Below are 16078 nucleotides of genomic sequence, written 5' to 3'. Positions count from 1 at the left end.
TCTCAGGACTTCTTCGCCGCCGACTTCTTGGCCGTGGTCTTCTTCGCGGCAGCCTTCTTGGTCGTGGACTTCTTCGCCGCCGACTTCTTCGTGGTGGTCTTCTTGGCCGCGGACTTCTTGGCCGACTTCTTCACCGGACCGCGGGCGCGCTTGTCCGCGAGCAGCTCGGCCGCGCGCAGCAGCGAGATGGTCTCGACCGAGTCGTCCTTGCGCAGGGTGGCGTTGGTCTCGCCGTCGGTCACGTACGGACCGAACCGGCCCTCCTTCACCACCACCGGCTTGCCGGACTCCGGGTCCTCGCCCAGCTCCTTCAGCGGCGGCGCCGCGGCCCGCCGGCCGCGCTGCTTCGGCTCGGAGTAGATCTTCAGCGCCTCGTCGAGGGTGATGTCGAACATCTGCTCCTCGGACGCCAGCGACCGCGAGTCGGTCCCCTTCTTCAGGTAGGGCCCGTAGCGGCCGTTCTGCGCGGTGATCTCGTCACCGCTCTCCGGGTCCTTGCCGACCACCCGCGGCAGCGACAGCAGCTTCATCGCGTCGTCGAGGGTGACGCTGTCCAGCGTCATCGACTTCAGCAGCGAGCCGGTCCGCGGCTTGGCGCTCTTCGGCGCGTCCTCGGGCAGCACCTCGGTCACGTACGGCCCGAACCGGCCCGCTTTCGCGACCACGGGCAGGCCGGTGTCCGGCGCCGTACCGAGCTCGTGCTCGACGCCCGACGGCTGGCTGAGCAGCTCCTGCGCGCGGTCGACCGTCAGCTCGTCCGGCGGCAGGTCCTCGGGCACGTTGGCGCGCCGCTCGTCCTTGTCCTCGACGTACGGTCCGTAGCGGCCGACCCGGACCACGATGCCGCTGTCGTCCCCGCCGACCGGGAAGGTGGACATCTCCCGGGCGTCGATGTCGCCCAGGTCGTTCACCATCGAGTGCAGGCCCTCGAGGTCGTCGTCGCCGAAGTAGAACCGGGACAGCACGCCCTCGCGCTGCAGATCCCCGGCCGCGACCTCGTCGAGCACGTCTTCCATGGTCGCGGTGAACGCGTAGTCGACCAGCCGGGTGAAGTGCTCCTCCAGCAGCCGGACCACGGCGAACGCCAGCCAGGCCGGCACCAGCGCGGTGCCCTTCTTGTAGACGTACCCGCGGGCCTGGATCGTGCCGATGATGGACGCGTACGTCGACGGCCGGCCGATCTCGCGCTCTTCCAGCTCCCGGATCAGCGTCGCCTCGGTGTAGCGGGCCGGCGGCTTGGTCTCGTGACCGGACGCCAGCACCTCGACCGCGGGCAGGACGTCGCCCTCGGACACGTCGGGCAGCCGGGTCTCCTGGTCGTCCGTCCCGGCGGACGGGTCGTCCGCGCCCTCGACGTACGCCTTGAGGAAGCCGTGGAAGGTGATCACCCGGCCGGACGAGGTGAACTCGCACAGCTCGCCGGTGGACGCCGGCGCGTCGATCTTGATCGAGACGCTGCGGCCCTCGGCGTCCTTCATCTGGGACGCGATCGTGCGCATCCAGATCAGCTCGTAGAGCCGGTACTCGGCACCGCTCAAACCGGTCTGCGCCGGGGTCTGGAAGACCTCGCCGGCCGGCCGGATCGCCTCGTGCGCCTCCTGCGCGTTCTTCACCTTGGAGGTGTAGACCCGCGGCTTGTCCGGCAGGTACGACGCACCGTACAGCTCGCGGACCTGGGCCCGGGCGGCGGTGATCGCGGTGTCGGACAGCGTCACGCTGTCCGTACGCATATAGGTGATGTTGCCGTTCTCGTAGAGCCGCTGGGCGATCTGCATCGTCTGCGAGGCGGACATGCCGAGCTTGCGGCCGGCCTCCTGCTGCAGGGTCGTCGTCCGGAACGGCGCGTACGGCTTGCGCGTGTACGGCTTCGACTCGATCGACCGGACGGTGAACTGCGAGTCCCGCAGCGCCGCGGCCAGCGCGGTCGCGGTCTGCTCGTCCAGGTGGACCGTGCTCTGATTCTTCAGCTCGCCGGTCGCGGCGAAGTCGCGGCCCTGGGCCACCCGCCGGCTGTCCACCGAGACGAGCCGGGAGGGGAACTGCCGCGGCGACCGGCCCTCGCCGGCGTCGAGCGTGGCGTCCAGGTCCCAGTACGACGCGCTGCGGAAGGCGATCCGCTCGCGCTCGCGGTCGACCACCATCCGGATCGCGACCGACTGCACCCGGCCCGCCGACAGCTTCGGCATGACCTTCTTCCACAGCACCGGCGAGACCTCGTAGCCGTACAGCCGGTCGAGGATCCGGCGGGCCTCCTGGGCGTCGACCAGGGACTCGTTGATGTCCCGGGCGCTGCCGACCGCGTCCTGGATCGCCTTCGGGGTGATCTCGTGGAACACCATCCGGCGGACCGGGACCTTCGGCTTCAGCTCGTCCAGCAGGTGCCAGGCGATCGCCTCGCCCTCGCGGTCCTCATCGGTGGCCAGGTAGAGCTCGTCGGCTTCCTTGAGCAGGTCCTTCAGCTTGCGGATCTGGGCCTTCTTGTCGGCCGGGACGACGTACAGCGGGTCGAAGTGGTCCTCGATGTTCACGCCGAGCCGGGCCCAGGGCAGGCCCTTGTACTTCGCCGGGATCTCGTCGGCGCCCTTCGGCAGGTCACGGATGTGACCGAAGCTGGACTCCACCACGTACCCGGACCCCAGGAAACCGGCGATCATCCGCGCCTTCTTCGGCGACTCGACGATCACCAGGCGGCGTGCTGCCGCTGCTGCTGTCTTCGTCCCTGTTGCCCCTGCCACCGCGCTCCTTGCCCTAGCACTCTCGTCCTGCCGACAACGCCCGCCGGCGGACGTCTGTTCCCCGAGCACGCACCGCTCACCCGGTCGCCACCCGTCCGAGGACAGGGTACGGCCGACGGCAACGCATTTCTCAACGCACGGTAACCGGTCCCGGCACACTCACACGTCACAGGGTTTCACATCGGGGCTCGGCGGGGCGTGGATCGAGCGTCAGCGGGCGAAGCGGACCTCCGGGAATTTCGCCGACTCGCCGCGGAGCAGCAGCTCCGGGCGACCGCGCAGGTTCTGGTCGAAGAAGGCACCGAGGTACTGCCGCTGCGCGAGCACGCTGCGGCCCGGGTCGACCGAGCCGACCAGCGCGGTCATCACCGAGGTGATGATCTCGTCGTCACCGTAGATCGCGCGGAACAACTGGTCGAAGACGAACTGGTAGTCGGTGAACGCCTTCTGCTTCGCCCCGGCCAGCTCGAGGTTCAGCTTCCACCCGCGCTGCGCGTCCCAGAACCCGGCCCACGACCTGTCGTAGTACTCCTTGCCCTCGTCGGTGCGCTGGCTGGTGTCGGAGCCGAAGAGCAGGAACGGCTGGTCGAGTCCCTTCCGGGCGACCTCGCCGAGCGGGCCGTTGACCGGGTCGTCCTGCAGGGTGCCGTCGAGGGTGAGGCCGGCCGCGAACCGCCGGTCCACGAGCAGCGTGTTCGCGGCGGCGTACCCGCCGAGGCCGAAGCCGAACATGCCGACCCGCTGCAGGTCGAGCCCGCCGCCGAGTCCGGCGGGCAGGGTCTTGCCGTCCGCGTCCGGGTTCCGGCCGGCGACGATCCGCTCGAGCTGGTCCAGCACGAACCGTGCGTCGGCCGTCCGGGTCTCGACCGCCTGCCGGGTGAACACCGGATCGGGCAGCTGGTCGGCCGGTACGCCGGGGAGGAACCGGCCGCCCGGGAACTCGGTCGGCGTCTCGTGGGTGTGGTCCAGGGTGACGACGACGTACCCGCGGCTGGCCAGGTCCTCGACCTGGGCGGTGTTCACGAACCGGCTGTACTGGTACCCGGGAGAGAACAGTACGACGGGATGCGGGATCGGCTGCATCGCCGCGTCCACCCGCGAGTGCGTCTCGGTGCCGGCGAAGTCGAACGAACCGGTCGGCAGCGCCAGCCCGTACTCGCCGGTCCAGGCTTCGTCGACCTCGGCCGCGGTCCGCGCCGGCATGTACTTCGCGAACGGCGCCTCACGGGTCATCGAGGCGGGGTACCAGAGGCTGATCATCAGTTCCCGGTGGCCGCTGGGCATCCTCGGGTCCGGGCGGGACCGGTCGACCAGGTGCAGCGCCGTCGTGCCGAGCGACTTCCGGCCGGTCGGTGCGGGCAGCCGGAACGTCACCGGATGGAAGTTCGGGTCGTCCCGCGTGCCGACCCCATGCGGGTCGAACGGGACTGCCCGGGCCACGGCCGGGGTCGTCAGCGCGACCCCCAGCCCGAGGCTGCCGGCCAGGATCCGGCGCCGGCTGAGGGTGCGCCCCGCGGTCGGTCGACTGTTCGCCATGCGAAACATGGTCACGGCCCGGGTTCACCCCGGCATGGCGGCGGCGTCTCAACTTCATGACGGCCGAGCTGATGACAACGCGTCGTCCGTGCGCTTCAATGAGCGCACTCTTGTTCATTGATGCGTGAAGTGAGGCACTCGTGAGCATCTTTGTCCGCATGAAACGTTCAGTGACCGCGCTGGCCTTGATGGCCGGTGCGCTGGTCGCCGTCAGCGCTCAGGCGCAGGCGCAAACCTCCGCCGACGCCACGCTGGGTGACGCCACCGGGTTCTCCGCCGACAAGGCGACGTACACCTTCAGCGCCGGTCCGGCGAAGGTGCGGGTGGCCTTCCTCAAGGACGACGTGTTCCGGCTGTGGCTGGCGCCGGACGGGAACTTCACCGATCCCGCGAACACCCCGCCGACCGACCCGGACGCGCCCGCGTCGAACATCGTCGTCAAGACCGACTACGGCACCCCGCGCACGTCCTGGCGGGATCGCGGCAGCCACTACTCGCTCACGACCGGCAAGATCGAGGTCCGCGCGCAGAAGAAGCCGCTGACGTTCAGCGTGTACCGGAGCGGTCGGCTGGTCTGGGCCGAGCGGGCGCCGCTCTCGTGGAACGACGCCTCGACCACCCAGTCGCTGGGGCGCGGGCCGAGTGAGCAGTTCTTCGGCGGCGGCATGCAGAACGGCCGGTTCTCGCACCGGGACCAGACCATCAAGATCTCCCGCGACTTCAACTGGGAGGACGGCGGCAACCCGAACGCGTCGCCGTACTACATGAGCACGGCCGGGTACGGCGTACTGCGGAACACCTTCAGCCCGGGCAGCTACAACTTCACCGAGCCCGTCGCCACCACGCACGACGAGCAGCGGTTCGACGCGTACTACTTCATCGGCGACCTGAAGACCTCGCTGGACCGCTACACCGAGCTGACCGGCCGGCCGTTCATGCCACCGATCTACGGCCTCGAGTACGGCGACTCCGACTGCTACAACCGCGGTCACTACGCGAAGGACCCCGATCCCAGCAACGACTGGAAGGTGCACCCGGACAAGGTCACCACGCTGGACGCGGTGAAGATCGCGCAGCGGTTCGAGGACGAGGACATGCCCGGCGGCTGGATGCTGGTCAACGACGACTACGGCTGCGGCTACTCCGACGACACCGAGTTCGAGCAGGTCGAGGGCACCTGGTGGGGCAAGCGCGAGATCCCGCCGCTCAAGCAGACCGGTGACGAACTCCGCAGCCGCAACATCGAGATGGGCCTGTGGACGCAGTCCTCGCTCGACCGCCAGCCGGCCGAGGTCGGCGAGGCCGGCGTCCGCGTCCGCAAGCTGGACGTCGCCTGGGTCGGCCCGGGCTACCGGCACGCGCTCAGCGCCTGCGACACCGCGCACGACGGGATCGAGCAGCACAGCAACGCCCGCGGGTACGCCTGGATGGTGGAGGGCTGGGCCGGCGCGCAGCGCTGTGCGGTCCAGTGGACCGGTGACCACAGCGGCTCGCTGGACGCGATCCGCTGGCAGATCCCGGCGATCCACGGCTCCGGCAACTCCGGCATCGCCTACAGCGCCGGTGACGTCGACGGCATCTTCGGCGGCTCACCCACCAGCTACGTGCGGGACATGCAGTGGAAGGTGTTCAACCCGGCCTTCATGACGATGTCCGGCTGGGCCACTCCGGCCTTCAAGCAGCCGTGGGCGTACGGCGACCCGTACACGTCGATCAACCGCAAGTACCTCAAGCTCCGCGAGCGCCTGCTGCCGTACTTCTACACGTACGCCGCCGAGGCGCACCGGACCGGCGCACCGCTGAACCGGTCGCTGGTGCTGGAGTACCCGGACGACCCTCGCACTTGGGATGACACGACCAAGTACGAGTTCCTGGCGGGCAAGGAGTTCCTGGTCGCGCCGATGTGGGGTGCCGACGAGGTCAAGACCGGCATCTACCTGCCCAAGGGCAACTGGGTCGACTACTGGACCGGTCGCGTCTACCAGGGCCCGACCACGGTCAACGGCTACCACGCCCCACTGGACACGTTGCCGCTGTTCGTGAAGGCCGGCGCCGTCGTACCGATGTGGAAGGAAGGCATCAACCGGGCGGCCGAGCAGGCGTTCGGCGACCCGCTCACCCTCGACATCTACCCGCAGGGCAAGTCGTCGTTCAGCCTGTACGAGGACGACCGGGTCACCCGGTCGCAGAAGTCCGCCCAGCAGCTCTTCTCGGTCGACGCCCCGACGCAGGGCCGCGGGAACGTGACCGTGAAGATCGGCGCCAGCCTCGGCTCGTACGCCGGGAAGCCCGCCGCGCGACCGTACGAGTTGACCGTGCACACCGGCTCCAAGCCGCTGATCGTCCTCCTGGACGGCCGGAAGGTCAGCGATTGGAGTTACGACAACGGCGTGGTCCGGGTGAAGACTCCGCCGATCTCGACCGCACGCTCGGCCGTCGTACACCTGATCGGCACCTCGTCGGTCGGCGGACCGGACGTCGCGAACACCTTCGGCACCGCGGAGCTGAGCACACCGTCGCTGTGGAACGCTCCTGGTCAGGCCACCGAGGTGACCGCGACCTTCCGGAACGACAGCCGGACGACGATGCGGAACGTGAAGCTCGACCTGCAGGTTCCTTCCGGCTGGTCCGTCACCGGGCAGACGGTGTTCCCACGGGTCGACCGCGGCAAGACGGTGACTACCAAGCTGCAGGTGACGCCTGGAGCCGACGTCAAGCCTGCGTCGTTCACGCTGCGACTGAAGGCCAGTTATGTTGCTGACGGCAAGAGTTACAGCGTCGGTGCGGCGGCGACCGCGCAGTTGCCGTACGCCTCGTTGTCGCAGGCCGCCAACGTGGTCGGGATCAGCGACGCGTCGACGTACGCGCAGGGCAACTTCGACGGATCGGGCAACAGCTTCAACGGTGAAGCGCTGGCCGCGGCCGGGTACACGCCCGGCGCGACGGTGACCGTGCAGGACGCGCAGTTCACCTGGCCGTCCGGGGCGCCGGGGACGCCGAACCTGGTGAAGAACCAATCGGCTCCGATCCTGGTGTCCGGTACTGGTTCGCACCTCGCCCTGCTGGGCGCCGGCGCCAGCCTGAACGCCCGCGGAGCGGTCACGATCATCTACACCGACGGCACGGAATCCCAGGGCACGTTCCAGCTGCCGAACTGGTGCTGCCAGGACCCGACGACTGGTGGCGCGAAGCTCGCGGTGTCGGTCAAGGGCCGCTACACGCAGGCCGGGTTGAGCAACACGACGACGGACTACCGGGTCTTCTACACCGCCGTACCGCTGGATCCTGGCAAGACGGTCAAGGCGATCAAGCTGCCCGGCGGTGGACTCGGCTTCTTCGCGGCCACCATCGCGGACAAGCCGTTGCCTCCGGCGCCTACCGGGGAGAACTGGGTCAGCGACCTGGAGTTCCTCGACTCGACGAACGGCTGGGGACCGGTCGAACGCGACCGCAGCAACGGCGAGGACGGCGCGACCGACGGCAACCCGATCACCCTCGACGGCGTGCAGTACGCGAAGGGCCTCGGGACGCACGCCCCGTCGACGGTCAGCGTCCGGATCGGCGGGAACTGCACCACCTTCACCGCCAAGGTCGGGGTGGACGACGAGATGGAAGATCGCGGCAAGGTCAGCTTCAAGGTCCTCGTCGACGGCGTCGCGAAATACACCTCCGACCTCCTCACCGGCACGTCCCCGACCGCAAACGTCTCGGTCGACGTCTCCGGCGGCCAAACTCTGATCCTCCAGGTCACCGACGGCGGAGACGGCATCACCAGCGACCACGGCGACTGGGCGGAAGCAAAGGTGACCTGCAACCCATAATTGCTGCATGAGAGATCTGACGGGGATCGACGCGGACGCGCTGCGGCGGGCGTTCTCGGCTGCCGGGTACACGGTTGAGGGTGTGGCTGGGCGGTTGGGGGTTCAGGCGAACGGTGCGCTGGCTCGCAACGAGACCACTCTTGCGGGCCGGCGGACCGGGGCCGGGGACGCGCTGGACACGATGATCCGGTTGTTCCTGCTGCAGTACGCCGTACCCGAAAACGACCTGTCGGCAGCGTTTCCGGGTCTCGACTTGGTTGCTCTCGGCATCGTTGAGGTGGACGGCGGGGAGGCTCGGGCGGTGCTCGACATCCGGCCGTTCGCCGAGGACGAGCGGGAGTGGTGGGTGGTCGCGGACCTTACGCCGGGGCTGGACGGGCGGCGGGAGCCGATGCGGTCCGACTACGTGCTCGGGATCGCTCCCGCCAGCTTGAGCCTCGTCCACCTGACCGTGCCGATCAAGGCCGAGCGGGCGCTCGACATCGGCACCGGCTGCGGCATCCAGTCGCTGCACCTCGCGGACCGGGTCAACCAGGTCGTCGCCACCGACGTGAATCCGCGGGCGCTCCAGTTGGCCCGGTGGACGGCCGCGCTGAACCGGGTGGACCTCGACGTCCGCGCGGGCAGCCTGTTCGAGCCGGTTCGCGGTGAGCGGTTCGACCTGATCGTGAGCAACCCGCCGTACGTGATCTCCCCCGGAGACGGCCGGCTGACCTACCGGGAGACCGGGTTCGCCGGTGACTCCGTAGTCGAGCAGTTGGTCCGGCAAGCGCCGTACCACTTGACCGACGGCGGCTGGTGCCAGCTGCTCGCGAACTGGACGTGCGTACGCGGCGAGGACTGGCGCGACCGGATCGCCGGCTGGACGGGCGACCGGTCCGCGTGGGTCGTGCAGCGCGAGCAGCTCGACCCGTCGGAGTACGTCGAGCTGTGGCTGCGCGACGCGGGTCTGCACGGGACTCCGGAGTACACAGCTCGGTACGACGCCTGGCTGCGCTGGCTGGACGACCAGGACGTCGAGGCGATCGGCATGGGCTGGATCACCGTGCACAACGTGGTCGGAACGCTCGACGCCGAGGAGTGGCCGTACGAGATCGAGCGCCCGATCGGTCCGCACGTACTGCGTCGATTCGAACGGTCGGAGGGGTTGCCGGACGACCTGACCGGCCTGCACCTGGTCGTCGCTGACGACGTGATCCAGGAGACCACTGGGCAGCCGGGCGCCGAGGACCCGGCGACCATCGTGCTGCGGCGGCAGCGTGGGATGCGGCGGGCCGAGCAGGCGGACACTGTGCTGGCCGGCTTCGTCGGCGCCTGTGATGGTGACCTGAGCGCCGGGCAGATCCTGGCGGCGCTTGCAGACCTGCTGGAACGGCCGCTGGAGGACGTGCTCCGGGACTACCTCCCGCAGGTCAGACGCCTCGTGGTCGAAGGCTTTCTGAACTACTGAGGCCGACGTCGGCGTTTGTCGGCGTACATCCGCCGGTCCGCCTCGGTGAGCAGGTCACTGACCGGCGTACCGTCGGTGCTGCTCGCGTGACCGATGCTGAGCCGCAGCATCGAGAACCACGGCTTGTCGGCGCTCGACGCGACCCGGTCCGCCGCCAGCTTGATCCGCTCGACCAGCTCCCGCGAACCACGCTCGTCCGGCTTGTCCAGGACGACGACGAACTCGTCCCCGCCGGCCCGGGCGACCACGTCCTCCGCCCGGCACTGCTCGGTCAACAGCTGCCCGACCCGCCGCAGTACGTCGTCACCGCAGGCGTGACCGTAGCTGTCGTTGATCACCTTGAGGTTGTCCACGTCGATCGCGATCACCGCCACCGAGCGGCTGACGTCGTGCGCGACCGACATGCGCTCGTCCAGAGCCCGGCGGTTGCCCACCCCGGTCAGCGGATCCTCGCGGGCGGCCCGCCACTCCGCGTCGTGCCGGATCGAGAGCTCGTGGTTGGCCAGCGCCGAGCGTACGGCGTACAGGCCGCGCAACCGCTCCGCCCACCAGCCCCTGGTGATGGCCCGCGCGTACTGCATGCCGGTCTCCGCGCCGGCGTCACCGGACTCCGCCACGATCTGCACCGCCGTGTGGCGGACCAGCGCCTCGACCGGCGGATCGGACGTCGGCGGCAGGTCGCTTCCGGCCCGGTCGGCGGCCTCGGTGGCGTCGTCATGCCGGCCGAGGGCGGCGTACGCCTTGGCCAGGTAGGCGCCGGCGATCGCTGCCAACTCCAGGTCACCCAACTTGGCCAACTGGTCGCGGCAGTCCTTGAGGATCACCACAGCCTCGGCGGCGTCGCTGTCGTCGTTGCTCGCGGCCAGCCACATCCGCCCGGCGATCGGCCAGTACCCGAGCAGATCGTCGCGGACGATCACCTCGACCGCCTCAGCCGCCCACCGGTGCGCATCCCGCCGACGTTCGCGGATCTCTCCGTCGTACGACGGGTCGCCCAGCCGCTCCAGCTCGTGCGCCCACCGCAGGTTGGACTCGGCCAGGTTGAGGCGGTTGATGGCCGGGGCCTCGGGCAGCCCGATCGGATCGTGATCGCCCTCGGCGGCGAGCTCGAAGTGCGGGATGCACAGCTCGTACAGCCGGAGCAGGTCGTACGCGTAGCCGAGGCCGGTGTGCGCCCACCCGGCCAGGCCGAGGTCGCGGGTCCGCGAGAGCGCGTTCTCGGCGGCGACCAGATCCGCGACCGAGTCACCGCCCTCGCCGGTCCGGATCAGGGTGACGATCCGGATCGCGATCGCGTTCGCCTCCCAGCCCGGCTCGTCGATCGCGCGGGCCACCCGGATACAGGCGTCGACCGCGTCCAGCGCCTCGACCGCGTCGGTGGCGTGGTGGGCCGCGACGGCGCGGACGTACTCGGCGGCGGCCCGTTCGGGGCTCGGCTCGGGACCCAGCTCGGCCAGCAGCCGGTGCAGCTCGGTCGCGGCCTCGGCCGGATTGCCCGACTGGGCCCGCGTCATCGCCGCCGCGATCCGCGCGGTCACCCCCGACGTGTCGCGCACCTCACAACCCCCTGTCGCCTCACCGCCTGCGGCGCTTGTCGTCGTACAACCGACGGTCCGCCGTGGCGATCAACTGCTCCACGGCGACGCCCTCGGCCGTCGCGGCGTACCCGATGCTCAGCCCGAGCCGCCCGAGCCACGGTTTCGGCGTCGCTGCCGCGATCGCCGCGGCCCCGGCCCGGATCCGCGAGGCCAGTTGCGCACCGCCCTTCGCGTCCGGCTGGTCGAGCACCACGATGAACTCGTCGCCACCCGATCGAATCACGGCATCGGTGGCTCGCGCCTGTTCTACCAGGAGATTTGCCACAACCTGCAGCAATTCGTCCCCGCAGGCGTGCCCGTAGGTGTCGTTCACCACCTTCAGATCGTCGACGTCGATGGCCAGCACGGTCACCGCGCGGCCCGAGTCCCGCGCGGCGGTCAGTCGCTCGTCGAGGGCGCGCCGGTTGCCGACGCCGGTCAGCGGATCCTGCCGGGCCGCGTGCCACTCGGCATCGTGGCGCGCGGAGAGATCGTGAGTGGCAAGCGCGTGGCGTACGGCGTTGAGTGCCCGCTGCCGCTCCTTCCACCAACCACGGGCCACCGACCGCGCATACTCCAAGCCTGCAACGGCTCCCGGACCATCGTCGGCCGCGGCGATCTCCGACCGGGTCTGCAATACGAGTACGTGCGTAGCCGGATCCGCCAACGGAATCAGGTCGTCCACCGCCCGATCCGCCGCTGCGCTCGCCTCCTCCGACTTGCCCTGCGCCTGCAGAGCCCTCGCGAGATAGACACCCGCGATCGCGAGCCGCTCGGTCTCACCCAGCTTGGAAATCTCGTCGCGGCACTCGGTCAGCTCGGCGACCGCCGTCTCCGGATCCTCGGCCGTCGCCGCGGCCGCAATCCACAGCCGGGCACTCAACCGCCAGAACTCCTGACTCTCGTCGTCGACGATGACCCGCTCCGCCTCGCGCGCCCAGTACGCCGCCGACGCCAGCCGCTCCTGGATCTCCTGCCCGTACGACGGATCGCCGAGCCGCTCGAGCTCGTGCGCCCAGCGCAGGTACGTCTCGGCCAGGTTCAGCCGGTCGATCGCCGGCGACTCCGCGAGCTCGAACACGTCCTCGGTCAGCTGGGTGGCGAGCTCGTAATGCGGAATGCACAGTTCATAAAGTCGCAGTACGTCGTACGCGTAGCCGAGCCCGGTATGCGCCCACGCGGTCAGCCCGGCGTCCTGGGTCCGCTGGAGAGCGTGCTCGGCGGTCACCAGATCCTTCACCGTGTCCCCGCCCCGGCCGCTCCTGGCCAGGTTGATGATCCGGATCGGCAGCGCGTTCGCCTCCCACCCCGGCTCGTCGATCGCCTTCGCCACCGCGATGCAGTCGTCCACCGCCTTCAGGGCCTCGTCGGCGTCGCTCGCGTGATGGGCGGTGACGCCGCGAACGTACTCCGCGGCCGCCTTCTGGTAGCTCGGCACGTCCCCGAGCTCCACCCGGATCGCCTCGATCTCGGCGGCCGCGATCGCATGTCCACCCGACTGCGCCAACGTCATCGCGGCGGCGATCCGAGCGGTCAACCCCACGCCCGTCCCCATCTCGCCACTACCCATAACCCGCCGGCGGCCTTCCCTGATCCACACCCGCACCTCGGGCCGGACCGCCCATTGTGACCACCCACCCCCACATCTGTCACGACCCGAACCAGCCACCGACCACCTAGTGCCACCCGAATACCCCGGGGGAAGGTGGTATGTATCGCCCCACGCGCCGCTACGCGACCTCCTCCGTCGCCCGCTACGCGGCGACTCCCGCCCACCCATCGCAAGCTACGGGCTATCGCCCGTGTCACCGGGCTACCGCCCGCGCATCAACCACACAGCTGGGGCATGCGGACGCGTGGAACTCCACGTGATGGTCACTGCCTGTCTGGCCAGCCTGGAATCACATGCTCGGCCGGAACGAATTCGTCGTCCCGTCCCTCGCGAGCCGCCTCCATGGCCTCCTCGAACCCCGGGCTGGAGTAGGCAAACGCCCGCAACCTCCAGAGACGAAGCATCACCCGCAACTCCGGAATCCGCCGAACGTCCCGGGCAGCCTGCAGCGCTGTCCGATACTCACCCAAGAACTGCTCATGCCACTTCACCGGCAACACCCGAAGAATCTCCCCGGGATCATCCAACGGTCCCTGCACCACCTGAGCAGCCACGGCCGCGAGGTTACCGCCCAACCGCACCGAACGCCGTCCACACAACTGCGACCCAACGCACCGGCCCAGCCGACCGCGCACCAGCACCCTGTGCTTCAGTGGCGTCGGCCAGATGGTCCCCCGCCTGTCCACCCGCTCCACGTCCGACGGCGCCAACCACCACAACACCACGACCACGCCTCGCGCACCCCGCCGAAGGCGGCCACAGGACAGCCGCCGCGCAGCGGCGTCCTTCGCGCGTCAGCCGGCGGCTTGTTCGGTGGTGGTGGCGTGGAGTTGGACGGGGAGGGACTCGACGCCGTACACGATGGAGAAGTCGCGGAAGCGGAGTTGCTCCTCCGGGACGGCCAGCGCCAGATCCGGGAAGCGGTGTGCCAGGGCGGTGAACGCCGCGCGCAGCTCCATCCGGGCCAGCTCGGCGCCGACGCAGCGGTGCATGCCGTGGCCGAAGGCGAGGTGGGCGGCGGGGGCGTTGCGCTTGGGGTAGACGTCTTCGGCGTCGAGGCCGAAAACCTGCTTGTCCCGGTCGGCGCCGGACAGCGACACCGCGACCAGGTCGCCCTTCTTCACCTGCTGGCCGAACAGCTCGAGATCGTGCCGGGCGAACCGCGGGAACGCGACCTGTACGACGGTCAGGTAGCGCAGCAGCTCCTCGACGATCCCGTCGACCGCGCCGGGCTCTTCCCGGATCCGCTCGAAGTTCGACGGGTCGCGCAGCAGCACCAGCGTGCCGAGCGCGAGCATGCTCGCCGACGTCTCGTACCCGCCGAGGAACACCCCGTCGGCCAGCCCGCCGAGCTCGATGTCGTCGATCGCGTCGCCCTGCTCGCGGATGATCGAGCCGATCAGCCCGTCGCCGGGGTCGGCCCGCTGCTTGCGGACGATCTCGAAGAGGAAGTCGCGGGACTCGCTCGCGGAGCCGAAGACCCCGATGCCGCCGCCGGACAGGTCGAACCGGGCCGGGCCGAGCGCGCGGAAGCGGTCGCGGTCCTGCTCCTCGACGCCGAGCAGGTCGGCGATCAGCAGGAACGGCACGTTGAAGGCGAAGTCGGAGACGATGTCGACGACCGGGCCCTTGGCCTCCATCAGGTCGAGCTGATTGTTGACAATCTTCTCGATCGCCGGTTCGAGCCGCGCGAGCCGGCGCTTGGTGAACTCCGGCGTGAGCAGTTTGCGCAGCCGGGTGTGGTCCGGCGGGTCGGTGAACCCGAGTCCGCCGATGCCCTCGGACGGCTTGTTCGGGTCCGAGCCGACCAGCGGCCGGATGTCGTTGCTGAAGTTCGCGGTGTCGGTGAGCACGGCCTTCGCCTCGGAGTGGCCGCTCACCACCCACACGTTGAGTCCGAACAGATGAGCCAGTTTGTGCACCGGCTCGGTTTCGCGCACCTGTCCCAGCTCTGGGACGGGGTCCACCCCGTTGCGGCGGAGCGGCATCGAAACCTGACGTGGGAACATCCGCATCTTCGACAGGTCGAGACCACCCTTGCGGGTGGTCCTGTTCAAGATCCGGCTGCCGACCCATTTCTTCAGGTATGTCGCAACCATGACTTCTACGCGCCCTCTCTGCCCTGCTGCCCCCGACGGCCTTCGTCACCGAAAAAGCTAACGCCGCCGAAAACCAGATCCGATGGTGTTGGCACTACTGCGGTAGTGGCGTTGGCACCACCATGGGAGGGGGCCACGGTATTGCCAGCTCAGACGATCCCACGGACATGGGTTCGCATCCACCGGATACCACCTGTACCGTGCCCTGGATCACGGCACGCCGCCCTTCGGGGTCACGTCAGGGAAACCCCACCCGAAAGTCGGACGCGTCATCCACCGCAGGTCTGCTGCAAGGAAAGACCGTCAGAGGTAGTACGGCGTGACGACGCGCAGTACGTCGGCCACCTTCGCCTTGACCAGATCGCCGTACGGCGCCCGCGTCAGCGTGCCACCGGGCAGCCGCACGCCGTGGTCGATCAGCAGGTACGTCGCCCGCAGCGTGCGGATCGTGTTCGACACCTCGGGGGCGAACCCGTCCGCCGGAGGAGTCGCCAGCACGCGGACGACGGGATCGAGCCACTCCACCGCGTCGGTCTCGCTGAGGTCGTCGCGGGTCAGGGTGACGGCCAGGGCGTACCCGAGCCGGTCGTCCTCGAGGTCGCGCAGCACGTACGGCGTGGGCGTGAGCAGCCGGCCGATGCCGAGGCGGAGCATCTGCACCGGTTCGACCGCGGGATGCAGGCCGAGCGTGCCGAGCAGGTCGGCGCCGTGGGCGACGGCGTGCAGCCATCCGAGCTTGCCGTCGTACCCGCGCAGGTCCTCCTCGGCGACGTACCAACGCTCGAACGGCGGCACCCAGGTCGGCTCGAAGACGCCGGCGGAGACGATCGAGTCGAGGATCAACGGCGCGAACGTGCGGGCCTGGATCTCCGGGTCGCCGAACCGGCTGACCATCTCGTCGCCGAGGCCGGTGAGCTGATCCGTGGACAGGACGCCACGGCCGATCCAGGTGGCGAGGACGGCGTACGCCTGGGTGTCGCGCACCGCCGGATCGGGTGAGCGCAGCAGCCCGGACAGCTCGGCGACGAGCTCGGTGAGCGGACGATCGGTCGGTACGGCGTAGTCGTCGGCGCGCACGCGGTCCCAGTCGGTCATGCGCGGCAGGTTAAACGCTCTCCGACCCGACCCGCCACCCCGCACCCCGATTCCGGAACCAACCGGTCCTGTACGCCGAGCCGACCGCAGGCCCCGCCGGACCGCCCCAACAAGGACGGCCCGTGGTCCACCCGGTGTACCGGATGATCCACG

9 protein-coding genes are annotated in these 16078 nt (G+C 69.6%); 2 read left to right on the top strand and 7 right to left on the bottom strand.

Annotated features, from left to right (window positions below; genetic code table 11):
- Nucleotides 1-2: 2 nt before the first annotated feature.
- Both topA and ACQPYZ_RS03065 read right to left on the bottom strand, forming a co-directional pair.
- Complete coding sequence (topA, locus tag ACQPYZ_RS03070) at nt 3-2654, bottom strand: type I DNA topoisomerase (RefSeq protein ID WP_433169615.1); 2652 nt, start codon at nt 2652-2654, stop codon at nt 3-5.
- A 291-nt stretch (nt 2655-2945) separates the two neighbouring features.
- Nucleotides 2946-4271, bottom strand: coding sequence for an alpha/beta hydrolase family protein (locus ACQPYZ_RS03065; protein ID WP_433164979.1), 1326 nt, complete (start codon nt 4269-4271; stop codon nt 2946-2948).
- 158 nt (nt 4272-4429) lie between these two features.
- On the opposite strand from ACQPYZ_RS03065, the gene ACQPYZ_RS03060 reads away from it, so the two are divergent.
- Nucleotides 4430-8092 carry an NPCBM/NEW2 domain-containing protein gene (locus ACQPYZ_RS03060; protein ID WP_433164977.1) on the top strand — a complete coding sequence of 1221 codons (3663 nt, stop codon included), beginning with the start codon at nt 4430-4432 and terminating at the stop codon, nt 8090-8092.
- A gap of 7 nt (nt 8093-8099) precedes the next feature.
- On the top strand, nt 8100-9542 hold the full coding sequence (locus tag ACQPYZ_RS03055) for a DUF7059 domain-containing protein (protein WP_433164975.1): 1443 nt from the start codon (nt 8100-8102) through the stop codon (nt 9540-9542).
- On the opposite strand, the gene ACQPYZ_RS03050 is transcribed toward ACQPYZ_RS03055, so the two are convergent.
- The 5 genes from ACQPYZ_RS03050 to ACQPYZ_RS03030 form a co-directional block, all read right to left on the bottom strand.
- Entirely contained in the window at nt 9536-11098 is a 1563-nt protein-coding gene (locus ACQPYZ_RS03050; RefSeq protein ID WP_433164973.1) for a diguanylate cyclase, read from the bottom strand. The genes ACQPYZ_RS03055 and ACQPYZ_RS03050 overlap by 7 nt on opposite strands.
- Before the next feature lie 19 nt (nt 11099-11117).
- Complete coding sequence (locus tag ACQPYZ_RS03045) at nt 11118-12662, bottom strand: diguanylate cyclase domain-containing protein (protein WP_433164971.1); 1545 nt, start codon at nt 12660-12662, stop codon at nt 11118-11120.
- Between the two features lie 332 nt (nt 12663-12994).
- A complete protein-coding gene (locus ACQPYZ_RS03040) occupies nt 12995-13285 on the bottom strand; it encodes a DUF6247 family protein (protein ID WP_433164969.1) in 291 nt (96 codons plus the stop codon).
- A gap of 240 nt (nt 13286-13525) precedes the next feature.
- Nucleotides 13526-14830, bottom strand: a complete 1305-nt coding sequence (locus ACQPYZ_RS03035; protein WP_433164967.1) for a cytochrome P450 — start codon at nt 14828-14830, stop codon at nt 13526-13528.
- Between the two features lie 303 nt (nt 14831-15133).
- A complete protein-coding gene (locus ACQPYZ_RS03030) occupies nt 15134-15925 on the bottom strand; it encodes a DUF2785 domain-containing protein (RefSeq protein ID WP_433164965.1) in 792 nt (263 codons plus the stop codon).
- Nucleotides 15926-16078: the final 153 nt, after the last annotated feature.

Source organism: Kribbella sp. CA-247076, assembly GCF_050942445.1.
In the GTDB taxonomy this organism is placed as follows: domain Bacteria; phylum Actinomycetota; class Actinomycetes; order Propionibacteriales; family Kribbellaceae; genus Kribbella.
Note: the sequence above shows the minus strand (reverse complement) of the source record. Positions and strands in the feature narration are given on the sequence as shown.

Excerpts from the sequence above, each read along its gene's own strand:
- ACQPYZ_RS03065 (WP_433164979.1), bottom strand. The coding sequence starts at position 4,271 with ATGGCGAACAGTCGACCGACCGCGGGGCGCACCCTCAGCCGGCGCCGG.
- topA (WP_433169615.1), bottom strand. The coding sequence starts at position 2,654 with ATGATCGCCGGTTTCCTGGGGTCCGGGTACGTGGTGGAGTCCAGCTTC.
- ACQPYZ_RS03035 (WP_433164967.1), bottom strand. The coding sequence starts at position 14,830 with ATGGTTGCGACATACCTGAAGAAATGGGTCGGCAGCCGGATCTTGAAC.
- ACQPYZ_RS03060 (WP_433164977.1), top strand. The coding sequence starts at position 4,430 with ATGAAACGTTCAGTGACCGCGCTGGCCTTGATGGCCGGTGCGCTGGTC.
- ACQPYZ_RS03055 (WP_433164975.1), top strand. The coding sequence starts at position 8,100 with ATGAGAGATCTGACGGGGATCGACGCGGACGCGCTGCGGCGGGCGTTC.
- ACQPYZ_RS03030 (WP_433164965.1), bottom strand. The coding sequence starts at position 15,925 with ATGACCGACTGGGACCGCGTGCGCGCCGACGACTACGCCGTACCGACC.